The 22,558-nt window shown below is 59.5% G+C and carries 26 protein-coding genes; 11 read left to right on the plus strand and 15 right to left on the minus strand.

Features of this window, described 5'->3' with window-relative positions:
• Position 1: 1 nt before the first annotated feature.
• The 5 genes from D0544_RS12575 to D0544_RS12595 all read left to right on the plus strand — a co-directional run bounded on the left by D0544_RS12575 (position 2) and on the right by D0544_RS12595 (position 4,369).
• Positions 2-787 (plus strand): thiazole synthase, encoded by a 786-nt coding sequence (locus tag D0544_RS12575; protein ID WP_125016667.1) that lies wholly within the window; start codon positions 2-4, stop codon positions 785-787.
• Complete coding sequence (trmB, locus tag D0544_RS12580; protein WP_125016669.1) at positions 787-1,503, plus strand: tRNA (guanosine(46)-N7)-methyltransferase TrmB; 717 nt, start codon at positions 787-789, stop codon at positions 1,501-1,503. The genes D0544_RS12575 and trmB overlap by 1 nt, the downstream gene beginning before the upstream one ends.
• A 243-nt stretch (positions 1,504-1,746) precedes the next feature.
• A complete protein-coding gene (gene modA / locus D0544_RS12585) occupies positions 1,747-2,535 on the plus strand; it encodes a molybdate ABC transporter substrate-binding protein (protein WP_207905874.1) in 789 nt (262 codons plus the stop codon).
• 12 nt (positions 2,536-2,547) lie between these two features.
• Positions 2,548-3,219 carry a molybdate ABC transporter permease subunit gene (modB, locus tag D0544_RS12590; protein WP_125016671.1) on the plus strand — a complete coding sequence of 224 codons (672 nt, stop codon included), beginning with the start codon at positions 2,548-2,550 and terminating at the stop codon, positions 3,217-3,219.
• Positions 3,209-4,369 carry an ABC transporter ATP-binding protein gene (locus D0544_RS12595; RefSeq protein ID WP_125016673.1) on the plus strand — a complete coding sequence of 387 codons (1,161 nt, stop codon included), beginning with the start codon at positions 3,209-3,211 and terminating at the stop codon, positions 4,367-4,369. The genes modB and D0544_RS12595 overlap by 11 nt, the downstream gene beginning before the upstream one ends.
• Here the strand turns inward: D0544_RS12595 and D0544_RS12600 are convergent.
• The gene (locus D0544_RS12600; RefSeq protein WP_125016674.1) at positions 4,348-4,959 is read right to left on the minus strand and encodes a DNA-3-methyladenine glycosylase family protein; all 612 of its coding nucleotides are present in this window, start codon (positions 4,957-4,959) and stop codon (positions 4,348-4,350) included. The genes D0544_RS12595 and D0544_RS12600 overlap by 22 nt on opposite strands.
• Before the next feature lie 313 nt (positions 4,960-5,272).
• Here D0544_RS12600 and D0544_RS12605 point away from each other — a divergent pair, with 313 nt between their 5' ends.
• On the plus strand, positions 5,273-6,619 hold the full coding sequence (locus D0544_RS12605; protein WP_125016676.1) for a DUF1329 domain-containing protein: 1,347 nt from the start codon (positions 5,273-5,275) through the stop codon (positions 6,617-6,619).
• A gap of 34 nt (positions 6,620-6,653) precedes the next feature.
• Here the strand turns inward: D0544_RS12605 and D0544_RS12610 are convergent, their stop codons facing one another.
• The 10 genes from D0544_RS12610 to D0544_RS12655 all read right to left on the minus strand — a co-directional run bounded on the left by D0544_RS12610 (position 6,654) and on the right by D0544_RS12655 (position 15,412).
• Positions 6,654-6,980 (minus strand): DUF3392 domain-containing protein, encoded by a 327-nt coding sequence (locus D0544_RS12610; protein WP_125016678.1) that lies wholly within the window; start codon positions 6,978-6,980, stop codon positions 6,654-6,656.
• Between the two features lie 5 nt (positions 6,981-6,985).
• The gene (hemW, locus tag D0544_RS12615; protein ID WP_125016680.1) at positions 6,986-8,119 is read right to left on the minus strand and encodes a radical SAM family heme chaperone HemW; all 1,134 of its coding nucleotides are present in this window, start codon (positions 8,117-8,119) and stop codon (positions 6,986-6,988) included.
• Between the two features lie 9 nt (positions 8,120-8,128).
• On the minus strand, positions 8,129-8,734 hold the full coding sequence (gene rdgB / locus D0544_RS12620) for an RdgB/HAM1 family non-canonical purine NTP pyrophosphatase (protein ID WP_125016682.1): 606 nt from the start codon (positions 8,732-8,734) through the stop codon (positions 8,129-8,131).
• A gap of 8 nt (positions 8,735-8,742) precedes the next feature.
• Positions 8,743-9,189, minus strand: coding sequence for a DUF4426 domain-containing protein (locus D0544_RS12625; protein ID WP_125016684.1), 447 nt, complete (start codon positions 9,187-9,189; stop codon positions 8,743-8,745).
• A 31-nt stretch (positions 9,190-9,220) separates the two neighbouring features.
• A complete protein-coding gene (gene metW, locus D0544_RS12630) occupies positions 9,221-9,811 on the minus strand; it encodes a methionine biosynthesis protein MetW (RefSeq protein ID WP_125016686.1) in 591 nt (196 codons plus the stop codon).
• Positions 9,801-10,958: a homoserine O-succinyltransferase MetX gene (gene metX / locus D0544_RS12635; protein WP_125016688.1), complete on the minus strand. Its 1,158-nt coding sequence runs from the start codon at positions 10,956-10,958 to the stop codon at positions 9,801-9,803. Before metX ends, metW begins: the two co-directional genes overlap by 11 nt.
• Positions 10,959-11,075: 117 nt before the next feature.
• Positions 11,076-13,046: a dynamin family protein gene (locus tag D0544_RS12640; RefSeq protein ID WP_125016690.1), complete on the minus strand. Its 1,971-nt coding sequence runs from the start codon at positions 13,044-13,046 to the stop codon at positions 11,076-11,078.
• 206 nt (positions 13,047-13,252) lie between these two features.
• Positions 13,253-13,816, minus strand: a complete 564-nt coding sequence (locus D0544_RS12645; RefSeq protein WP_125016692.1) for a YggT family protein — start codon at positions 13,814-13,816, stop codon at positions 13,253-13,255.
• A 67-nt stretch (positions 13,817-13,883) separates the two neighbouring features.
• Positions 13,884-14,708 (minus strand): pyrroline-5-carboxylate reductase, encoded by an 825-nt coding sequence (gene proC / locus D0544_RS12650; RefSeq protein WP_125016694.1) that lies wholly within the window; start codon positions 14,706-14,708, stop codon positions 13,884-13,886.
• Positions 14,705-15,412 carry a YggS family pyridoxal phosphate-dependent enzyme gene (locus tag D0544_RS12655; protein ID WP_125016696.1) on the minus strand — a complete coding sequence of 236 codons (708 nt, stop codon included), beginning with the start codon at positions 15,410-15,412 and terminating at the stop codon, positions 14,705-14,707. The genes proC and D0544_RS12655 overlap by 4 nt, the downstream gene beginning before the upstream one ends.
• A 142-nt stretch (positions 15,413-15,554) precedes the next feature.
• Between D0544_RS12655 and D0544_RS12660 the strand changes: the two genes are divergently transcribed.
• Positions 15,555-16,589 carry a type IV pilus twitching motility protein PilT gene (locus tag D0544_RS12660; RefSeq protein WP_125016698.1) on the plus strand — a complete coding sequence of 345 codons (1,035 nt, stop codon included), beginning with the start codon at positions 15,555-15,557 and terminating at the stop codon, positions 16,587-16,589.
• A 131-nt stretch (positions 16,590-16,720) separates the two neighbouring features.
• Entirely contained in the window at positions 16,721-17,869 is a 1,149-nt protein-coding gene (locus D0544_RS12665) for a PilT/PilU family type 4a pilus ATPase (protein ID WP_125016700.1), read from the plus strand.
• On the opposite strand, the gene ruvX is transcribed toward D0544_RS12665, so the two are convergent.
• The 4 genes from ruvX to gshB are packed head-to-tail and all read right to left on the minus strand — an operon-like array spanning position 17,866 to position 20,805.
• Positions 17,866-18,306 (minus strand): Holliday junction resolvase RuvX, encoded by a 441-nt coding sequence (ruvX, locus tag D0544_RS12670; RefSeq protein WP_125016702.1) that lies wholly within the window; start codon positions 18,304-18,306, stop codon positions 17,866-17,868. The two genes, D0544_RS12665 and ruvX, sit on opposite strands and share 4 nt — an antisense overlap.
• Positions 18,306-18,878, minus strand: a complete 573-nt coding sequence (locus D0544_RS12675; protein ID WP_125016704.1) for a YqgE/AlgH family protein — start codon at positions 18,876-18,878, stop codon at positions 18,306-18,308. The genes ruvX and D0544_RS12675 overlap by 1 nt, the downstream gene beginning before the upstream one ends.
• 39 nt (positions 18,879-18,917) lie before the next feature.
• Positions 18,918-19,796, minus strand: coding sequence for an energy transducer TonB (locus D0544_RS12680; RefSeq protein ID WP_125016706.1), 879 nt, complete (start codon positions 19,794-19,796; stop codon positions 18,918-18,920).
• A gap of 46 nt (positions 19,797-19,842) precedes the next feature.
• Positions 19,843-20,805, minus strand: coding sequence for a glutathione synthase (gshB, locus tag D0544_RS12685; RefSeq protein ID WP_125016708.1), 963 nt, complete (start codon positions 20,803-20,805; stop codon positions 19,843-19,845).
• Positions 20,806-21,117: 312 nt separating this feature from the next.
• On the opposite strand from gshB, the gene pilG reads away from it, so the two are divergent.
• The 3 genes from pilG (at position 21,118) to D0544_RS12700 (ending at position 22,500) form a co-directional block, all read left to right on the plus strand.
• Positions 21,118-21,504 carry a twitching motility response regulator PilG gene (gene pilG / locus D0544_RS12690; RefSeq protein WP_125016709.1) on the plus strand — a complete coding sequence of 129 codons (387 nt, stop codon included), beginning with the start codon at positions 21,118-21,120 and terminating at the stop codon, positions 21,502-21,504.
• 61 nt (positions 21,505-21,565) lie between these two features.
• Positions 21,566-21,928 (plus strand): twitching motility response regulator PilH, encoded by a 363-nt coding sequence (gene pilH / locus D0544_RS12695; RefSeq protein WP_125016711.1) that lies wholly within the window; start codon positions 21,566-21,568, stop codon positions 21,926-21,928.
• 20 nt (positions 21,929-21,948) lie between these two features.
• Positions 21,949-22,500, plus strand: coding sequence for a chemotaxis protein CheW (locus D0544_RS12700; RefSeq protein WP_164880924.1), 552 nt, complete (start codon positions 21,949-21,951; stop codon positions 22,498-22,500).
• Positions 22,501-22,558 lie beyond the last annotated feature (58 nt).

The raw sequence follows: 22,558 nt of genomic DNA on the forward strand, positions 1-22,558 counted from the left end.
AATGCAACAGGATAAACCTTTTGAGATAGCCGGGGTCCAGTACGGCTCCCGCCTGCTGGTAGGAACCGGTAAGTACCGGGACCTGGATGAAACCGCAGCGGCCATCGAGGCGAGCGGCGCTGAGATCGTCACCGTAGCGATTCGTCGTACCAACATCGGCCAGAACGCCGACGAGCCCAACCTGCTGGACCGTATCTCCCCCGAGCGCTACACCATTTTGCCCAACACCGCCGGCTGTTACACCGCCGAGGATGCGGTCCGCACCTGTCGCCTGGCGCGGGAGCTGCTGGATGGTCATGACCTGGTCAAGCTGGAGGTGCTGGCGGACCAGAAAACCCTTTTTCCCCACGTCACCGAAACCCTGAAAGCAGCCGAACAGCTGGTGGCCGACGGCTTCAAGGTGATGGTCTACACCAGTGACGATCCGGTGGTGGCCCGTGAGCTGCAGGAGATCGGTTGTGTAGCGGTGATGCCGCTGGCGGGCCTGATCGGCACCGGTCTGGGCATCTGCAACCCCTACAACCTGCGCATCATCCTCGAAGAGGCTCGTGTGCCGGTGCTGGTGGACGCCGGGGTAGGTACTGCCTCCGACGCCACCATTGCCATGGAGCTGGGGTGCGACGCGGTACTGATGAACACCGCCATTGCCCACGCCGGGAACCCGGTGCTGATGGCCTCCGCCATGCGCAAGGCGATCGAAGCGGGTCGCGAAGCCTATCTGGCGGGTCGCATGCCCAAGCGCCAGTATGCATCCGCCTCCTCCCCCCTGGATGGTACCTTTTTCTGATGAGCGACAGTCCCGATAACCCAAGCCCTGACAACGTAGAACACCCCCGCCGTATTCGCAGTTTCGTGCTGCGGGCCGGGCGTATGACGACCGCCCAGCAGCGGGGGTGGGATGAGGGACGGCCCCGCTTCGGCCTCACTCTGGAGCAGGGGGCCCTCGACCCGCAGCAGGTATTCGGTCGCGATGCGCCGAGGGTGCTGGAGATCGGCTTCGGCATGGGGACCTCGTTGCTGGAGATGGCGAAAAATGATCCCGCGCGGGATTTTATCGGCATAGAGGTGCACCGCCCCGGAGTGGGTAGCCTGCTCAACGAGGCGATGAAAGCCGGTATCGAGAACCTCAGGGTCTACTGCGACGATGCCGTGGAGGTGCTCAACCGCTGCATCCCCGACGGCTCCCTGGCTCGGGTGCAGCTCTATTTCCCGGACCCCTGGCACAAGAAACGTCACCACAAACGGCGTCTGGTGCAGCCCGGATTTGTGCAGCAGATTCGGCACAAGCTGGCGGTCGGGGGGGAATTCCACATGGCCACCGACTGGGAGAACTACGCTGAGCAGATGCTCGAGGTGATGGAGGCGGCCGAGGGCTACCGCAACAGCGCGGGCAGCGGCCAGTTTACCCCGCGCCCCGACTACCGGCCGCTTACCAAGTTCGAAAAGCGCGGTGAGCGCCTTGGCCACGGGGTCTGGGACCTGGTGTTCGAGCGCATCGACTAAGGGTCGCCGCAAGCCTGTTTCGCGCCCGTTCGGGAAGGGGCTGGCGGGGAGCCATCGATCCTTGGTTGCGACACTCTGAAGGCGCTGAATGGATGGAGGTGGTCAGATTATTACCTAAACCCCGAGGCGTTTGCGCTCGGGGCTTAGCTCGAGGGGATATGCCTATCCTTGAACGCGCTTTATGGTAAGGTTTGAGCCCTATGGCGGGAGCCTTTGGGGCCGGAGCAGGGAGCAGAAGGGGCAGTGACCAGAACGTTAAGAGCGGAGGACGTGTACAGCCGCCTGTTGCGGGGCCTGGCGATGGTCGCGCTGCTGCTGTGCCTGCCCGTGCGGGCGGAACCGGTGCTGGTGGCGGCGGCTTCCAGCCTCAAGTTTGCCCTTGAGGAGGTGCTGCAAGGTTACCAGGCCGAGGGCAAGGGAGAGATACAGCTGGTGTTTGGCTCCTCCGGTAACTTCTATCGCCAGATCCGCCAGTCGGCGCCCTACCAGCTCTATCTGTCGGCTGATGAGTCCTATGTGCAGCAGCTGCAGCGGGCGGGCTTGACCGAAGGGGAAGGGGTGGTTTACTGCGTGGGTCGGTTGGCCTATTTCGCACCCACGGGCTCTCGGTTGCAGCCGGAGCAGGGCGTGGAAGATCTGCGTCGGGCGCTTGAAGAAAAGCGGCTGACCCGGTTTGCGATCGCCAATCCTGCCCACGCCCCCTATGGGCGCGCCGCCCGGGAGGTGTTGCAGCGGCTGCAGTTGATGGAGTCGATCGGCCCCTACCTGGTGATGGGAGAAAACGTTTCCCAGGCCACCCAGTTTGCGACCAGCGGCGCCACCGACGGTGGGCTGATCGCATACTCCCTCGCAGTATCACCGCCGATAGCCGCCCGCGGGCGCTATTCGCTGGTGCCCGATCATCTCTATCAACCCCTCCTGCATCGGGCGGTACTGATCAAGGGGGCCGGAGCCGGGGCGCGAAGCTTGTACACTTACCTACAGTCGGAAGCGGCGAAACGGGTATTCGCGCGCCACGGATTTGGCCTTTGAGGAGTCTCTAGCATGGATTGGAGCGCCTTTTCTCTCTCCCTCAAGCTGGCGCTGTGGACACTGCTGCTGTTGATGCCGATCGGCTTGCTGGTGGGGCGCTACCTGGCCACTACCAAAATGCGCGGCAAGCATTGGCTGGAGGCGGCCCTGACTTTGCCGTTGGTACTGCCGCCGACGGTCTTGGGTTACTACCTGCTGGTCTCCATGGGGGGGCAATCCTGGTTGGGCGGGGCCTGGCAGTGGCTGTTTTCGCGCCCACTGGCCTTCAGCTTCGAAGCCATATTGCTGGCCTCCCTACTGGTCAACCTTCCCTTTGCGATCCAGCCGGTGCAGCGCGCTTTCGAGCGTCTCGATCCTGCGTTGCTGGATGCCGCGGCCTGCTGCGGCCTGAGTCGCTGGCGCATGTTCTGGCGTATCGAGTTACCGCTGGTATGGCCCGGACTGGTCACTGCCGCGGTAATGACCTTCGCCCACACCCTGGGCGAATTTGGGGTAGTTCTGATGGTGGGCGGTAGTATTCCGGGCCAGACCCAGACCTTGTCGATAGCGATCTACGACCGTATGCAAACCTTTGACGCCGAGGGGGCGGGGGTAATGTCAGCGACCCTGGTGGGGGTTGCCCTGGTCGCCGTGACCATCAGCCTGTTCAGTATGCACCGACGACGAGGTGGCCATGGACGATAGGGCATTAAGGCTCTCGATCCAGCAGCAACGGCCGGTGTTGCTGGAGGCCGATCTGAGTTGTGAGGCTGGCGAGATGCTGGCCATCGTGGGACCCTCGGGTAGCGGCAAGTCGACCCTGCTGCGAGCGATTGCGGGACTGGGAGCGCCGGTGCGGGGGGTGATTCGCTGCGGCGGTCAGCTGTGGCGCGATTCCTCTGCGGGGGTTCGCCTGCCCACGCGTGAGCGGGGGGTGGGCATGGTGTTCCAGCAGTACGCCCTTTTTCCTCACCTCAGTGCATTGGAAAACGTGATGGAGGCGGTAACCAGCCTGCCGAGGGCCGAGCGAGCCGAGCAGGCCCAGCGCTGGCTGGCGCGGGTGAATATGTCCGGCCTTGAGCAACGCCGGCCGGAACAGCTGTCCGGCGGACAGCAGCAGCGGGTGGCCCTGGCCCGAGCGCTGGCGGGCAACCCCCGGCTGTTGCTGCTGGATGAGCCCTTCGCCGCAGTGGATCGGGTGACCCGGGAGAAGCTCTACCGTGAGTTGGCAACTTTGCGCCGTAGTCTGTCGGTACCGGCGTTGCTGGTGACCCACGATGTGGAGGAGGCGCTGATGCTGGCTGACCGCCTCTGTATCTTCGCCCAGGGGCGGGTGCTGCAAAGTGCGAGTGCGGCGGAGCTGATTGCACGGCCGGCGGACGGGCAGGTGGCTAGGTTGGTGGGACATCGCAATATATTCCGGGCCGATGTGATTCGACATGACCACTCCAGTCAGCAAACGGTGATCGAGTGGCGCGGGATCCGCCTGGTGGCAGGGTTGCAGGAGCGATTCCCGGTTGGCAGCCGGGTGAGCTGGGTGATCCCCCGTTCCCGGGTGCTGCTCTATACCCCGCGCGATGGGCTGGAGCAGCGTGAAAATACAGTGGTTGGCCAGGTTCATGAGTTAGTGCCCCTGGGCGATATGGTGGCGGTCACCGCTGCGGTGGCTGAGGGGGGGCGACCGCCGATTCACCTGATGTTGCCCGCACATGTGGTTAGCCGCCGCCGTATTGAGGTTGGCAAGGCGCTGCACATGACGCTGGAGGCGGAGGGGATCTGGCTGATGCCAGGGGATCGCTATCACATTGAGGACGATGCGCAGCCGGTAACCTCTCAGGTCGGTGCGCCACGGTAATAGTGCCAGAGGAAAAGAGAAGCGGTGCTGCGCCAGGGGCTCCAGGCAGCGGTCATCTCCCGCGCCTGCCTGGGGGTGGGTTTTTGCGGCAGCCCCTTGAGTCGACCCAGGGCCACCAGCAGGGCGAGGTCATCGGCGGGAAAGATATCGGGGCGCTGGAGGGAAAACATCAGGTAGATCTCCGCGCTCCAGCGACCAAAACCGCGCAGGGATGAGATCACCTCAATTGCCGCCTGGTCTTCCAGCCGGGCCAGCCCGTCGATATCGAGGCGCCCGCTGGTCACCGCCTCGGCCAACCCCCTGGCGTACTCAATCTTGCGGAAGGAGAGCCCGGCGGCTCTAAGCGTTGCGGCTTCCAGCTCCAAAAGGGCGCTGGCCGTGACACGAGGCATCAGTGCCTTGACCCGTCCCATGATCGCCTGAGACGCCTGGGTGGAGATCTGTTGGCTGACGATCGTGGCGAGCAGGGTCTCAAAGCCGGGCGGCCGCATACGGGGAGGCGGCGGCCCTATCCGGGCGAGTGCCTGGGCCAGTTGGGGGTCGCTTGCGGCCAGAGACTGCATCGCCCTGGTAATCTGTGCGCTATCCATCGGTGGGTGCCTCCAAACCACTCCATCCAGTTTAGTGTTCGAGCTGCCTTGGGGTAAGCCCTCCTGAATCTTTGGCGCGGAGATCGGTGACAAAGGGCGTTTGCCGATAAAATGCCACCAATCATCAAAAAAGGGTTTTAGAAATTGGCGCTTGCTGGTATTTTGATCAGCCTAAATGGCCGTTTAATACGTACGATGGTGCCATTTATCGGCGTGATCGGGGCAAAGGGTGGACCTGTCCCAGCAGAAAACAATAATCAAACCGGCGGAGCAGCAACCCCTCGCTGCCAAAAGCCGGATGCGGAGAGCTTGTATGAATCGGTATGTAGTGGCACTGGGCAGTTGCCTGGTAATGGGCGTCGCTGTGGCGGCAGTACCTGAGGATCAGGCGCAGCGCCTGGGAAAGGACCTGACGCCCCTGGGGGCTGAAAAAGGGGGCAACTCAGCGGGCACCATCCCCCCCTGGGCGGGTGGCATCCTGCAACCGCCTGCCAGTTATGTCGAGGGTAAGCAGCACACGGACCCCTTTGCCCAAGAACAGCCCCTGTATGAGATCAGTGCCGAAAACCTGGACACCTACAGCGAATTGTTAAGCCAGGGGCATCAGTACCTGCTGGCCAACTACCCGGGCTATAAGATAAAAGTGTTTCCGAGTCACCGAACCGCCTCGTCGCCCGACTATATCTATCAACGAACCCGTGAAAATGCGACCCGGGCCGAACTGATCTCTCGCGGCAACGGCGTCACTGGCGCAGCCGCCGGAGTCCCCTTCCCGATACCGGGAGATGGCCTGGAAGTGATCTGGAATCATATTCTGCGCTATCGAGGTAACAGCATCCGGTTTACGACTAATCAGGCGGCTGTTCATCGTGGTGGCAACTATACCCTTGTGCGCCAGGCCAAGGAGATTCTGTTTGAGTACGGGCAGCCGGAGATGACGCCGGAAGAGCTGGGCAACAAGATCTTTTATTACAAATATGATGTAACCTCACCTGCCAAGCTGGCGGGAAATGCACTGCTGGTGCACGAAACCCTTGACCAGATTCTCTCGCTTCGTAGTGCCTGGCGCTATACCGCCGGACAGCGTAGGGTCCGCCGACTGCCGGTGCTGGCCTATGATGACATCAGCCCCGACACCGACGGTATGCTAACAACCGATAGTGTGGATATGTACAACGGTGCGCCTAACCTCTACGAGTGGAACCTCCTGGGCAAGAGAGAAATGCTGGTTCCCTACAACAGCTACGCGCTGCACAGTGACCAGCTGGAGTATGAGCAGATACTGCAGCCCAAAATGGTCAATCCTGAATATGGTCGTTACGAGCTGCACCGGGTATGGGTGGTGGAAGGTAGTCTGCGAGACGGGCTAAGTCATCGTTACACCAAGCGTCGCTTCTATGTGGACGAGGACAGCTGGCAGATCCTGATGGTCGACCTCTACAACGAGGAGGGTGAGCTGCAGTATTTCCAGGAGGGGCACCCCATCAACTACTACGAAGTACCGGTCGTGGCATCGACACTGGAGGTGCTCTACAACTTCGACAGTGAGCGCTATTTTGTCGATGGCCTGGATAATCAGGAGTCGCCCTACGATTTCAGCTTTAAGACCCGCTCGCGCAACTTCTCATCCAGCGCTATGCGCCGCAAGGGCACCAAATAGAGACCGTTTGAGCTGGCCCCGGTGTGAACCGGGGCTAGTTGTTTCGGTCCGCGGCAAATCCGATCAGGATAAAGACCAGCAGTAGCACCGGTGAAAGCATCTCGTTATTGAGCTGGCCCAGTGCCCTCGCCAGAAGCGGGCTTAGTAGAACCAGTGAGGCACCGTAGCCGATGGCGCAGACCAGGATAAAGATCGCGGTGCGCAGCAGGAAGTTGAGCTGGCTGATGTTGCGTTTGATGGCGCGGTTGAGGCTGGAGCCATAGATCACCATCAGTGTAGCGATGATGGCGAGGGCTATCTCGGACAGGTAGCCGCGCAGCCAGTGGGAGAGGTTAATAAAGAGATCGGCAATCGGTTCCATAGCGGTCAGGGTAAAAAGAGTTCCAATAGGTTGTTGAGAAACAGGCGCCCCTGCGCGGTCGGTTGCAGGCGCTCGCCAGCGTGGATCAGCCCCTTTTCAATCGCCTGTTGCAGCGGGCGATGGATGAGATCGAGGGGCAACCCTGTGCGTTCGCTGAACAGGTTGAGTTCTACCCCGTCGTTGAGACGCAGGGCATTCATCATAAACTCGAGCGGTAACTCGCCGGCCTCAAGCACCCGCTGGCCGGCGTTAAAGTCCTTGTCGCGTGCGAGGTATTGGCTCGGCATCCGGGTTTTCCAGTTGCGGGTGATTACCCCCTCAGGGGAGCTGAACTTGCCATGGGCACCGGCGCCTATGCCGATGAAGTCACCGAAGCGCCAATAATTGAGGTTGTGCCGGCTGGGTTGGTCGGGACGGGCGTAGGCAGAGGTTTCGTACTGTTGGAGACCGGCCTCGGCCAGCAACGCTTGACCCTGTTGTTGCATCGCCCACAGAGGCTCCTCCGCCGGTAGTTGAGGAGGGCGTGAATAAAACTCTGTATTGGGCTCGATGGTGAGCTGGTACCAGGAGAGGTGGTCGGGGTTGAGGGCGATGGCCTGCTTGAGATCGGCGAGGGCCTCTGCAGGGCTTTGCCCAGGCAGGCCAAACATCAGGTCCAGGTTGATGCGCTCGAAGCCTGCAGCGCGAGCCTCTGCAAAAGCCTGCTGGGCCTGGTGGGCACTGTGGATACGCCCGAGCAGTTGCAGCTTGAGGTCGTCGAAGCTCTGAACCCCGATCGAAAGCCGATTGATGCCGATCTCCCGATAGGCACTGAAACGGCCGTGTTCGGTGGTGCCGGGGTTGGCCTCCAGGGTGATCTCGATGTCGTCACTGAAGCGAGACTGTTGCTGCAGCCCCTGAAGAAGCCTCCCCAGTGCAGCCGGGCTGAACAGGCTGGGGGTGCCTCCGCCAATAAAGAGGCTGCTGATGGGGCGATCGCGCAGGTGGGACGACTCGCTGGCAAAATCCCGTAGCAGGGCCTCGACATAGGCCTCCTCGGGTAGATGGTCACCGGCGGCGTGGGAGTTGAAGTCGCAGTAGGGACACTTGCGCACGCACCAAGGGATATGGACATAGAGTCCGAGAGGAGGTAATTGCATCGGCGACAATCAGGCGAGCCGAAGCTGCTCGACCAGCGCCTGCATCGCCTGACCGCGATGGCTAAGCCGGTTTTTGATCTCCGGTGGGAGCTCGGCACTGGCGCAGTGCTCGCTGGGCACAAAGAATAGCGGGTCGTAACCGAACCCCTGGTCGCCGCGAGGGGCTTCCAGTATGAAACCTTCCCAGGTTCCCTGGCAGATCAGCGGGGTGGGATCCTTGGCGTGACGCATATAGACCAGCAGGCAGCGGAATCGAGCGGTGCGTTGCTCCGTCGGTAGGCCGAGCAGCTCGTCCAGCAGCTTCTGGTTGTTGTCGGCATCGGTCGCTTCAAACCCGGCGAAGCGAGCCGAATAGATACCCGGAGCGCCATTGAGCGCGTCCACTTCGAGCCCGGAGTCGTCGGCAATGGCGGGTAACCCGGAAACCAGGCAGGCGTGGCGAGCTTTGAGAATGGCGTTCTCGACAAAGCTGAGGCCGTTTTCCTCTACCGATTCGATGGAGAACTGGCTTTGGGGCAACAGCTTGATGCCAAGGCCGCCCAGGCGATGCTGCAGCTCATTCAATTTGCCTCGATTATTGCTGGCCAGGACCACTTGCTGGATCTCGGTCGACATGGTGCCGGTTACTCCTGGTAGAGTGTGTGGGTGAATTTAAGGGTCAGCCGGGTGCCGTCGGCGGTCTCAATATCAACGTTGTAGTGCAGCACCTCTTCGTTGATGAAACGAAAGCTGGCTAGGTAGTAGATCGCGCTGCCCTCCTCAATGGGGAGAAACTCGAGGCTCTCCTGCTGCTGGATCAGGTTGGCGGTTTTTCCGACCAGCTGGGCCTTGACTGCCTTGTTGCCGGAGGCGGTTTTCTGGTGCACCGCGATGTTGAGGATGCCGATGTCCTGCCCCCGCTTGAGACCATAACTGCGGGCTACATCGGGTTTCAGGAAGGTGCTGTTAAAGACGCTGTAGTGGACGCTGTAGCCATCGAACTCCTTGACGCTTTGCAGCTCGTTGGCGGCCGCTGCAAGGGGCAGGGCGACCAGCAGCAGGGTGAACAGGCGAGAAAGTTGGCGAATCATGGTAAGTGCCTCCCGGTCGGGTAAGGGTGGATTAGCGCGTCAGGTGGTAGATGGCAATCTCACCAAAGAGATTGGGGGATAGCTTGCTGAGCCAATGACCCTGATGGGTTTGGTCCACCACTAATCGATCCAGAATGTGCAGGTTTTTCTGGAAGCAGAGCGCTTCAAAATCCTTGAAGGTACAAAAATGGATGTTGGGGGTGTTGTACCAAGTATAGGGCATAAATTTTGAGACCGGCATGCGCCCGCGCCAGCCCAGATAGGCCCTGCAACGCCAGTGGCCGAAGTTGGGGAAGGTGACGATACACTCGCGCCCGACCCTTAGCATCTCGTCCAGAATGAGGTCCGGGTAGTGGACCGCTTGCAGGGCCTGGGTCATGACCACAGTGTCGAAACTGCGGTCGCTGAAATTGTTCAATCCCTTGTCAAGATCCTGCTCAACCACGTTAACACCGCGCTCGACGCATTGGGCGATGTTATGGGGGTTGATCTCCAGCCCATAGCCCTGAACCGAACGGGTCTGGCTGAGGTATTCCAGCAGGGTGCCATCGCCACAGCCAAGATCCAGTACCCGGGAGTTGGGCTTGATCCAGCGTTGTATGCATTCAAAATCACTGCGCATCCGTGGACACCTCATTAGCAACGCGCGACAAATAGGCCGCCAGGGCTTCCATATAGCGGGGAATGGGCATCAGGAAGGCATCGTGGCCCTGGGGGGCGTCCACCTCGAGATAGCTGACATCTTTACGGGCCTCCAGCAATGCGGTCACGATCTCCCGCGAGCGCTCCGGTGCGAAGCGCCAGTCGGTGGTAAAGGAGATGAGCAGGAATTTGCAGAGCGCGGGCTTGAGTGCAGCCGCCAGGTCGTCGCCCTGTTCGCGGGCAGGATCAAAGTAATCCAGCGCCTTGGTCATCAGCAGGTAACTGTTGGCGTCGAAGGCTTCCGAAAAAGTCTGCCCCTGGTAACGTAGGTAACTCTCAACTTCAAAGTCGACCTCGTAGCCGAATTTAAGCTTGCCACTGCGCAGCTCGCGGCCAAACTTTTCACGCATGGAGTCATCGGACAGATAGGTAATATGGCCAATCATCCGAGCCAGCTTAAGCCCTCGTCGAGGCAGCGTATTGTGCTTCTGGTAACGCCCCTGATGGAACTCCTCGTCGCTCATGATCGCCTGGCGAGCCACTTCATTGAAGGCGATGTTCTGGGCTGAAAGTCGGGGGGCAGAGGCGATCACCAGCGCATAGCGAAGCCGCTCAGGGTAGGCGATTGACCACTGCAAGGCTTGCATCCCTCCCAGGCTTCCCCCCACCACGGCGGCCCACTGGCTGATGTTGAGGTGGTCTGCGAGCAGGGCCTGGCTATTCACCCAGTCGTGCACCGTTACCATGGGGAAATCGGGTCCGTAGTGGTGGCCGCTGGCGGGGTCAATAGAAGTGGGACCACTGGAGCCGTGACAGCCGCCCAGGTTGTTGAGGGACACTACAAAAAAGCGGTTGGTGTCGATCGGTTTTCCCGGGCCGATGGCGCTGTCCCACCAGCCCGGTTTCTTGTCCTCTATGCTGTGGTAGCCAGCAGCATGGTGATGACCGCTGAGGGCATGACAGATCAGGATTGCGTTACTGCGCGCGGCATTGAGCTCACCGTAGGTTTCATAGACCAGGGTAAACTCCGGCAGGGAGCGTCCGCTGAGTAATTTGAGGGGTTGCTGGAAGTGAGCAACCTGAGGCTCTACAAGGCCGACGGAGTCTGCGGGAATCGATACGGGCATAGGGCTGCGTGGGTCCGGAAGAGGAGTCAGGCAAGTCTAATGAGAGTGTCGCTGCGGCGCAACAAGGGGGGCGCTTTTGGACACCCCCCTTGTTGCGCAATCCCGGGTGCTTTGGGTTCAGGCCACCGATTGGCCGTGCAGATTAACTACCTTGCGACTGCGCAGGAAAGGAGGGGGCTTGCGGAACTCCTTAAGGACAGTCTCCAGTACCTGCAGCTGCATCTCCTGGGTGTGGATCATCGTGGTGAGCCGATCCATCTGCTGTTGGTGGTTCCGGTTCTCCTGGGTAAGGGACTTGAGGCGAATCATCTGTTGTTCAAGCAGTTGTTTCTGTTCGAGCATATTTTGCATTAGAGGGAGTAGGACGTCGCTTGCCCAGTGTTCCACCTGCCCGTGTAGCCGCTCAAACAGCTTGTTGATCTCGCTCACCAGGGTGGCGAAATAGCGGCTGACGACAACGCTCTGTTCAGTAAGCAGGGTTTTGAGCTGTGAACGAAAGCGGTCCGATTTGCGCTGTATAACACGAAGTTCTCTCGTGTATTGGTCCACATCCAGGGAAGGGGGCTCCATAAATGTGCCGGGATGCTCGCGACAGTAGCGACTGTAGATGGAATCGACCATCTTGTCGGCCAGTTTGGACTCTATCTGCAGGTTGTTGAGGTCGAGATAGAGGTTACGAAACAGCAGCTCCACAGATTGGTTCATCCCCAGGGTGGTCCAGCTACCGCTCATCTCGCGATGCAACGCACTGATGTGGTCATTGAACTGGTTGCTGTTACAGGCGGATTTAAGCATCTGCTGTTGGCGCATCAGCAAGCGGCGGTTGGCCCGCATGGCGATCAGGCGCTTCTGGTGCTGGTCGTATTTTTGATGGGCCTCCTCTTGCAACTCATAGATCATATGGTTGTTGTCGGACTTATTCCCCTGCAACTGCTGCTGGCGCTCGCGGGTCTGTATCAGCTGTTGGCTAAGGGCGTTGCGGCTGTTCTGGATCAGCTGCAGCATCTGCTTGACCACAGTGGTCTCCACCAACTGCTCTTTTTTCAGGATCAGGCGTTCGCAAAGCAGGGTCTCAAGCTGTTGAATCTGGCTGCGCGCCAGCAGTTTGTCATCATTTTTCACTTTCGCCAGCAGCGCCTGCTTGGCGGACAGGGTCATTACATCCTGGCTGTCGATGCGAAGCTGTCGTGCGCTGGCTTCCCTGACCTGGTCAATGGAGCGCTGGGTAAACTCCGGTCCCTGCAGGTCATCCCAAAGGATATCGATCTTGTTGAGGACTGCGTAGAGTGATCCCTGGGTATCTTCATCGAGCTGGCGAACATGGTGCTCCCACACCTGCATATCACTGGCGGTAACGCCGGTGTCCGCACTGAGCAGATAGATGATCGCCTGGGCATTGGGCAGCATACTGAGGGTGAGCTCAGGTTCGCTACCCAGAGCGTTGAGGCCGGGGGTATCCAGTATACGGATGCCCTGGCTGAGCAGCGGGTGGTCGTAGTTGATCATGGCGTGACGCCAGGCAGGAATCACCACCTGGCTGCGGTCTTTGTCACAGTGATCCAGGGAGGCGGGATCGAAGCCGAGCTGCCGAGCCTTCTCTACCGTGACCGTTTTGGTGCGTGCAACCTCGGTAAACGCCTGGGTCATCGCCTGGGGGTCACGGCTGTCGAAAAAGATGGTAACCCAGTGTTCGGGGATGCGTTTGAAACCCGTGATACTGGTGCTCGCCATGCGGGTTTCGATCGGCAGCAAACGGATGAAGCAGCGCTCGCTCTTGCGGTCGTAAAACATCTCCGTCGGGCACATGGTGGTGCGCCCGGCCTGGGAGGGCAGCATTCGCTGGCCGTACTGGGAGAAAAAAAGTGCATTGATCAGCTCGGTCTTGCCGCGGGAAAACTCCCCTACAAACGCGAGCGTAATCTCATCCTGCCGCAATACCTTGGCGGCGCGTTCCAGTTTTCCCTCAATCTCGGGGTTACTGACTTTGTTACTGCGCATCCAGGCGCGGTAGATGGACAGCTGCTTGATCAGGTGGTGCTTCCACTTGATGTAGGCATCAACCTGCTGGGTCAGCTTACCTGTACTCATAATCTCTGTCCTATGTCCCGCCGCTGTCCAGCCACTCAGTCAGGGCCAGTGGGCAGGCCATTGAGTTGATCCCGCGGATAGGTGCGGGGACAGCGTGAAACAGTATCGGTGTTGGTCTGGGTTTTACCTTAGTAAACAGGCATATAAATACAATAATTAATTCACTTTATACTTGATAAAGTGACACTGTTAGCGATTTCTGCCGATTATCCGAGCAGAGCCTGGAAGACGGCGGGCAAGATCTTCTGCAAGGAGATGATGATCAGCACGATGGCCATCAGCGACAGGTCCAGGCCACCTATCGGTGGAATCACCCGCCGTACCCGGCTACTCAGTGGCTCGGTAATCTGGTGCAGTAGCATGAGCGCCGGATGGTAGCTACCCGGAGCAACCCAGCTGGCAATGGCGATGATGATCAGGCTCCAGAGATAGAGGTTAAGGACGGTATTGATCAGCTCATAAAGACTGTTGACCAGGGCAAATCCCAAAGGGGGCGTCATGCCCTTAAGGGCAAACAGCAGATACACCAGGGCCAGCTGTAGCAGCAGCGCCAAAGCCAGAGAGGCGATATCCACCCCCCCTACACCCGGAATGAGCCTGCGCAGGGGAATCAGCAGCGGGTTCGTCGCCTTGACCACAAACTGCGACAGGGGGTTATAGAAGTCGGCGCGAACCAGCTGCAGGATAAAACGAATCAGGACCACCATGATGTAGAGGCCGCCAATGGTATGGATCAGGAAGCTGAGCGTGTCTTGCAGGGCTGCTGACATAAGCAGGGGTTCTCCGGTTGTTTATCGTCAGACTACTATGATTGGGTCCACTTCTTAAGTAAGCAAGTTATTTGGTGAGCTCGGCGGCCATCTCGGCGGCACGGGCGTGACAGCGACCCATCGCGGATTCCACCAACTGGGGCAGGCCTCCCTGTTCAAACGTTCGAATGGCCTGCTCGGTGGTTCCTCCCGGGGACATCACCCGGCGCTTGAGCTCGCCGGCATCCACATCGCTTTCCTGGGCCATTCGGGCGGCCCCGAGTGCGGTTTGCAGGGTCAGCTCGGTGGCGCTTTCGCGGCTCAGGCCAAGCTTTTCACCGGCGGCGATCATCGCTTCCATCATCATGAAGTAGTAAGCCGGGCCACTGCCCGAGACGGCGATGACCGCATCGATCAGCGCCTCACGGTCGACCCAGCTGAGAATGCCGACGGCTGCGAACAGGCTGCTGGCAATCTCCCGTTGCTCAGCGGTGACCACCGCATTGGCAAACAGGCCGCAGGCGCCGGTGCCGACCAGAGAGGGGGTGTTGGGCATGCTGCGAATGATGGGCAGCCCACCGCCACTCCAGCGGTCCAGTGCCTCCACGGTGATCCCGGCGGCCACCGAGATGATGAGTGGGCGGCGTTGCTGCAGCGTCTCCGAGAGCTCCTTCAGCAGGGCCTGCATGCCCTGGGGCTTGACGCCGAGGATGACCACGTCGGCCTGGCGCACCAGCTCGGTATTGTCGGTGCTGGTTTGGATGCCGTAGCGGGCCTTCAGTTGCTCCAGCTTTTCCGGTGTACGCGTACTTCCCCAGATGCGAGCGGCATCGTAGCCCTGTTGAATGAGTCCGCCAAAGATCGCCTGGCTCATGTTGCCGGCACCAATAAAGGCAAGGGTGGGTTGGGTCATGGGGAGGTCCTTGAGGTGGTGTTGCGGCTGCCGAACAGGGCGGTGCCGATGCGTACAAAAGTGGCGCCCTGGGCAATGGCCGCTTCCAGGTCATTGCTCATGCCCATGGAGAGGGTATCCAGGGGTTGGTCGGGCAGCTGCTCGCGCAGTTGAGCCAGCGCCTGACTGAGGCGGGCAAAGGGTTGTTGCTGGGCGTCAAAGTCATCACTGGCGGCGGGTATGGCCATGAGGCCCCGCAGGGCGAGGTTGGGGCAGCTGGCCACCTCCGCGGCCAGCGCCGGCAGCGCCTCGAGAGGAACCCCGGCCTTGCTCGGTTCATTGCTGATATTCACCTGCAGGCAGACATTAAGGGGCGGGCGCTCCGCTCCACGGGCTTCGCTCAGGCGCCGGGCAATTTTGGCGCGCTCGACGCAGTGGATCCAGTCGAACTGTTGGGCCATTAGAGTGGTCTTGTTGGACTGGATGGCGCCAATAAAGTGCCAGACGATATCCCGCCCCTTAAGCGCCTCGATCTTGTCGAGGGCCTCCTGCAGGTAGTTCTCCCCGAAGTGGCGCTGGCCGGAGAGCCAGGCGGCCTCGATATCGGCCACTGGCTTGGTCTTGCTGACGGCCAGCAGCTCAACCGGGTCGGTGCGCTGGAAGCGGTTGCAGGCGGCATCAATGCGCTGGCGCACGAGCTCAAGGTTGGCGGCGATTTGTGACATAGGTAGACTGGTTAACCTGTTAACGCTTTAACGCTCAGGGATACTAAACTATATCCCTTAAAATCAAAATGTTAAGCTGGGCTGACGATAGGGGTGCGGGCACAGGCCGCGACCGTTAAGACTGGTATCACTGGGGATCTTTATGGACATTACGGAACTGCTGGCGTTCTCTTCCAAGCAGGGAGCATCGGATCTGCACCTGTCGGCGGGTTTGCCACCGATGATTCGTGTGGATGGTGATGTGCGGCGTATCAACCTGCCTGCGCTGGAGCACAAGCAGGTTCATGCGCTGATCTACGACATCATGAACGACAAGCAGCGCAAGGATTTTGAGGAGTTCTGGGAAACCGACTTCTCCTTCGAGGTGCCCGGGGTGGCGCGTTTCCGGGTCAATGCGTTTAACCAGAACCGGGGTGCCGGTGCAGTGTTCCGGACCATCCCCTCCAAGGTGCTGACCATGGAGGACCTGGGAATGGGGCAGGTGTTCAAGGATGTCTCCATGGTTCCCCGGGGGCTGGTGCTGGTGACCGGGCCCACGGGTTCCGGAAAGAGTACCACCCTTGCGGCAATGATCGATTACATCAATGACAACAAGTACGAGCACGTACTCACCATTGAGGATCCCATCGAGTTTGTGCACGAGTCCAAGAAGTGCCTGGTGAACCAGCGGGAAGTGCACCGGGATACCCTCGGTTTCAACGAGGCGCTGCGCTCCGCCCTGCGGGAAGACCCTGATATTATCCTGGTGGGTGAGCTGCGGGACCTGGAAACCATTCGTCTGGCGCTTACAGCGGCCGAAACCGGTCACCTGGTGTTCGGCACCCTGCACACCACCTCCGCGGCCAAGACCATTGACCGGGTGATCGACGTATTCCCTGCCGAGGAGAAGTCGATGGTGCGCTCGATGTTGTCGGAGTCGCTGCAGGCGGTTATCTCCCAGACGCTGTTGAAACGCATTGGCGGCGGCCGGGTAGCGGCCCACGAGATCATGATCGGTACCCCTGCGATTCGTAACCTGATTCGGGAGGACAAGGTGGCGCAGATGTACTCAGCCATCCAGACTGGCGGCTCGCTGGGCATGGTGACCCTCGACCAGTGTCTTAAGGACCTCTTGTCGAAAGGACTCATTAGCCGTGAAGGCGCCCGCGAGAAGGCAAAGATTCCGGATAATTTTTAAGCCGATAGTTTAAGCTAGCCAGAGTAGTTAATCTCCGCTGTGCGCTACTGCGAGCGGAGAGCCGGGCTCTCCGGTGATACGCTCGGAAAGCAACATAACCCCAAGACCGAAGGGAAGGATGGAGTTCACCGATGGACTTTAACAAGCTGCTCAAACTGATGGTGGAGAAGGGCGCCTCGGACCTGTTTATTACCGCGGGCGTCGCCCCCAGCATGAAGGTGAATGGGCGGGTGGTTCCCGTCACCAAGACCGCCATGAGCCCGGAGGTGACCCGCGAAACGGTGCTGGGGGTAATGAACGAAAACCAGCGTCGTGAGTTTGCCGAAACCCACGAATGCCAGTTTGCCCTGAGCGCGCGAGGCATCGGTCGATTCCGGGTGAGCGCCTTTTACCAGCGCAACCTGGTGGGTATGGTGTTGCGACGTATTGAAACCTCGATTCCCAAGATTGATGGCCTGGGACTACCTCCCATTATCCGCGACCTGGCGATGACCAAGCGTGGGCTGATCATCTTCGTGGGGGGGACCGGTACCGGTAAGTCGACCTCGCTGGCGTCCATGATCGGCCACCGTAACGCCAACTCCACCGGTCATATCATCAGTATCGAGGACCCCATCGAGTACATTCACCAACACAATGGGTGCATCATCACCCAGCGTGAGGTGGGTATCGATACCGACAGTTTCGAGGTGGCCCTCAAGAACACCCTGCGTCAGGCGCCGGATGTGATCATGATTGGTGAGGTACGGACCCGGGAGACCATGGAGTACGCCGTGGCATTCGCCGAAACGGGTCACCTCTGCCTGGCCACCCTTCACGCCAATAACGCCAACCAGGCTTTGGACCGGATCATTCACTTCTTCCCCCCCGATCGCCACGGCCAGACCTGGATGGATCTGTCGCTGAACCTCAAGGCGATTGTCGCCCAGCAGTTGATTCCGACACCGGATGGCAAGGGCCGGCGCGCGGTTATCGAGGTACTGCTCAATACCCCCCTGGCGTCCGATATTATTCGTAAAGGGGCGGTACACGAGCTCAAGCCGTTGATGATCAAGTCCACCGAGCAGGGGATGCAGACCTTCGACCAGGCGCTCTTCCAGCTCTACAACCGGGGGGAGATCACCTACGAAGACGCCCTGGCTTACGCAGACTCGCCGAACGATTTGCGTTTGATGATCAAGCTGGGTTCGGAGTCCGATGCGGAGCACCTGACCGGTATTGCCGGCTCGTTGTCGTTGCAGGATACCGACGACGACAAAGGGGGCAGAAGCTTCCGTTAGGTGGTGCTATCGCCCTGGTGGGTCTCCAGCCAGCTGGTCAGGATCAGTTGCGCTGCGAGACCGTCCACCGGGCGCTCATTGTAATCCCCGCGGTGGCCCAGCTCGCGGGCACGCTCCTTGGCCTCGCGGCTACTAAGGCGCTCGTCCACGGCGATCCAGGGTTTCTGGAAGCGGCCGTTCAGGCGGTTGCCAAATTTTCTGGCGCGGACACTCATCTCGCTATCGCTGCCATCCATATTCAGGGGAATGCCTACGATCAGCGCATCGGGCTCCCACTCGCGGATCAGCTTTGCCACCTCGTCCCAGTTGGGCACGCCATCACGGGCCCTGAGGGGAGGCAGTGGTGAACTGGTGCCGGTCAGGGTCTGTCCTACGGCGACTCCGATGTTCCGTAGGCCGTAATCAAACGCCATGACCTGGCGTGGTGGGCGGGCCATCAAGCGTGACCGCTGTCGGGTGCGAGGCGCTGAAGGTCAACGCCGATGGACGCGGCCGCCGCCTGACGCCGAAGGTGGATGGGGGTATTGAACAGGAGTTCGGGGGACGCCTCACAGGTCAGCCAGGCGTTTTCCTTGATTTCGGCTTCCAGTTGCCCGGCGCCCCAGCCGGCATAACCCAAGGCAATAATGATCTGCTGGGGGCCTCGCCCCTCAGCGACCGCCTGCAGAATATCCCGTGAGGTGGTCAGGTTGATGCCGGGTGCCACCTGCAGGGTGGATTCCCAGACCTGCTGGGAGTCGTGCAGTACGAAGCCTCGCTCCAGTTGCACGGGGCCGCCGGCACAGATCACCTCCTCCTGGTGGGCGGCCTGCTCGAGATCCTCAATGCCAATCTGCCGATAGATCTCGCCGAGGGTGAGGTTGGTCGGGCGATTAATGACGATGCCCATGGCACCCTGGTCGTTGTGCTCGCAGATATAGGTAACGGAATCCGCGAAATTGGGATCCGCCATATGGGGCATGGCAATCAGGAACTGATTGCGCAGGCTGTTCGCTGTTTCGCTGCTCATAAACCTAGTATTGGGGCGCCCCTGTGCTTAGGCAAGGGGTTAGTTGCTTGAGAGTATATTGCTCTTCTCGAATTTCCAGGTGCGGATGATCTCGAGGATATCAACATCTTTGAGGTCGGGGGTGAAGGGGGCAAAAGGGGCGGCTAGCTTGACGATGCGAATGGCGGCATCATCCAGCACTGCTTGACCGGAGCTTTTGAGGATTTTGACCTCATGCAGTCGGCCGTCGGGCCGCAGGGCGACAAGCACCGTCAGCTGGCCATAAATTTTTTGCCGCCGAGCCTCCTCCGGATAGTTCAGGTTACCCACGCGCTCGATCTTTCGACGCCAGGTCTCCTTGTAGTAGGCCCCCTTGTCCTGCATGGTGGAGGCGGCCGTGATGCGATGGATGCGAGGGCGCTTGGCGTACTGCTGGCGCTTCTGCAGGAATTGCGCCTCAAGGCTGGCGATTTCGGCGCTCAGGTCGATCTTCTGGCGCGCTTTTTGTGCCTGCTCCACGGCGGGGTCTGTCTTGTTCTGGCGCAGTTGAGGCGCCTGCTCTGGCGATTTATTCAGGGTCGCCAGCGGCTTCTTCTGGGCCTTTTCAACCTGCCGTGGTTCAGCGGCCGTCTGCGGTGGAGGGGCGATGGATTTGATCTGGTTTTCCTGGATAGGGGATACCTGGTCGGTGCTGGGAAGCGCCTTCTCCTCCAGACTGCCGCTGCCCTTCTGGTTCGCCTGTGCGAGGTAGTCGGCCTCTTTAACCTCCTCCAGGGTTTTGAAGCTGGCCAGGGTGATTTCCAGCGTCTTCGAGAGGTTGGGGGGGTCGAACAGGTCGAAGCTGATTCCCAGCACGATGGCAGCATGCAGAGCGGTTGCCAGGAACAGCATAAAGGCGAGACGGTCGTTGGCACTCGCTGTGGATTGAGGGTTGGCCATAGTCAGCGAAGGGCTTCCTGCCTGAGTTGAAGTGCCCAACTGTTTATCATGTGCGACGACCCTTGGGAATCAGGGTGGCGATGGTGTCCATCAGTTGCCCGCCAATGTCGAGGCCAAACTGATCGTCCAGCTCGCGGATACAGGTGGGGCTGGTGACGTTGATTTCGGTAAGGTAATCGCCGATCACATCAATGCCGACAAACAGCAGCCCTTTCTCTCGCAGGGTGGGGCCGACCCTGCGGGCAATCTCCCAGTCCCGTTCGCTGAGGGGGCGGCCCACGCCGCGGCCGCCTGCGGCTAGGTTGCCGCGGGTCTCACCGCTGGCAGGAATACGGGCCAGGCAGTAGGGGATGGGCTCACCGTTGATCAGCAGGATGCGCTTGTCACCATCGAGGATTTCGGGAATATAGCGCTGCGCCATGATCTGGCTGCGACCGTGTTGGGTGAGGGTCTCGAGAATCACACTGAGGTTCGGGTCACCCTTGGTGACCCGAAAGACCGAGCTGCCGCCCATGCCATCGAGCGGCTTGTAGATCACATCCTCGTGGGTGGCGGCGAAGGCTTTCAAAAGGTCCGCTCGACGAGCCACCAGGGTCGGTGGTGTGCAGTCAGGGAACAGGGTGGCGAACAGCTTTTCGTTGCAGTCACGCAGGCTTTGGGGGCGGTTGACCACCAGGGTTCCCTGCTGCTCCGCCTGTTCCAGCAGGTAGGTGCTGTAGATGAACTCGTTATCGAAAGGGGGGTCTTTACGCATCAGGATCACATCCAGCTCTGCCAGGGGGCGAGGCTGGGCGTCACCGAGGCTGAACCAGTTGTGGGGATCGGCGGCAACCGATAGCGGGCGCATCATGCCACAGGCCTCGCCGGCCTGCTGGAAAAGATCCTTCTGTTCCATGTAGTGCAGGGTCCAGCCACGCTGCTGGGCGGCGAGTAGCATGGCGAGAGAGCTGTCTTTTTTGAAATGGATCTGATCGATCGGGTCCATCACAATGCCCAGTTGCACACTCATGGCGGAGATTCCTGTTGCTGAATTTAAGGCCCGAAGTGTAACCAATCAGCCCGCTAAAGGGGAGCGATTGCCGCGCCCATCGTCAACCTTCAAGAGGGGAAGTTGACAGAAAAGTTATCGATCTCTCACAACGTGATAAAAACCCCTAGGAATTGGCCGTAACTACCTGTGGTTTTATAGATTGCATGTGCGATGTATGTTAAAACAAGTCGTTGGAAAGGATATGAATTACACTCCTTGAGGTTGGGTGCGGCGCGGCATCCAGACGCCAACGTGGATTTCACGACCGAATGATGACGGGGTCAGAAGAGAATGGAAGATAATTTCGAGAGCTTGAAGGTGATGGTGATCGATGACAGTAAAACCATCCGCCGCACAGCTGAAACTCTGCTCAAAAAGGTTGGTTGCACGGTTATTACGGCGATCGATGGTTTTGATGCCTTGGCCAAGATAGCGGACACCCGCCCGAATATCATTTTTGTTGACATCATGATGCCGCGGCTCGATGGCTACCAGACCTGTGCCCTGATCAAGAACAACAGTGCTTTTAAATCCACTCCGGTGATCATGCTCTCCAGTAAGGATGGCCTGTTTGACAAGGCCAAGGGGCGAATTGTGGGGTCGGACCAGTACCTGACCAAACCGTTTAGCAAGGAAGAGCTGCTCGGGGCTATTCGCGCACACGTGCCGGCTGAATAGCACTAACTAATCGAAAACGGCCGTACCGGCCGCTATTGAACGCGAAGTAGATGGGGGAGCAATGGCTCGAGTATTGATCGTTGACGATTCGCCAACGGAAACGTTGAAGCTGCAAGGTATGCTGGAAAAGAATGGCCATGAGGTACTCAAGGCTGATAACGGTGCGGACGGTGTTGCGCTCGCCAAGGACCAGAAGCCGGATGCGGTGTTGATGGATATTGTGATGCCGGGCCTGAACGGCTTCCAGGCAACTCGCCAGCTCAGTAAGGATCCGGCGACCTCCCATATCCCTGTGATCATCGTCACCACCAAGGATCAGGAAACTGACAAGGTGTGGGGGCGTCGCCAGGGAGCCAAGGATTACCTCACCAAGCCGATCGACGAATCCGTGCTAATGAAGACGTTGCAAAGCGTTCTCTCCTGACCGGAGCTACGGGTAGCGGCATGACATATACGCAAGGGGAAGACCCGACTCCGTTTGAACGACTCAAGGAGATGGCGGCTCTAAGCCACCGGCATGCCCGTGGTTTGCCTCTTCAGGTTGAGTTGAAAACCTACTGGAGCGGTATCGGCTTTCGCTTGGGGGGGCAGCGCTACGTGGCTCCTCTGGGGGAGGTGGCTGAAATTCTGACGGTGCCCGGTTATACCCGCCTTCCTGGCGTAAAAAACTGGGTAAAGGGTATTGCCAATGTCCGAGGCCGACTGTTGCCGGTGATGGATCTGGGGGACTTTCTGGGGCAGCCCCTCAGTGCCCGGCGAACCCACCGGCGTATCTTGGTGGTGGACCACGAAGAGGTGTTCAGTGGGCTGGTGGTGGACGAAGTGATGGGGATGCAGCACTTCGTTTCAGACAGCTTCGACCCCGATCTGCCCGAAGACCTCTCGCCTGCGATCAAGCCCTTTATCAACGGTGTCTACGAGCGCGAGTATCAATGGCAGGTGTTCAGTTTATTTGCCCTGGCACAGCACCCTGATTTTATGCAGGTGGCTGTCTAGGTAGTTTTTTTCAGCCCTTAGGGCAACGTGATAAAAAGGCCATAGTGGAGGCCCGATA

The sequence above is a fragment of the Aestuariirhabdus litorea genome, assembly GCF_003864255.1.
In the GTDB taxonomy this organism is placed as follows: Bacteria; Pseudomonadota; Gammaproteobacteria; order Pseudomonadales; family Aestuariirhabdaceae; genus Aestuariirhabdus; species Aestuariirhabdus litorea.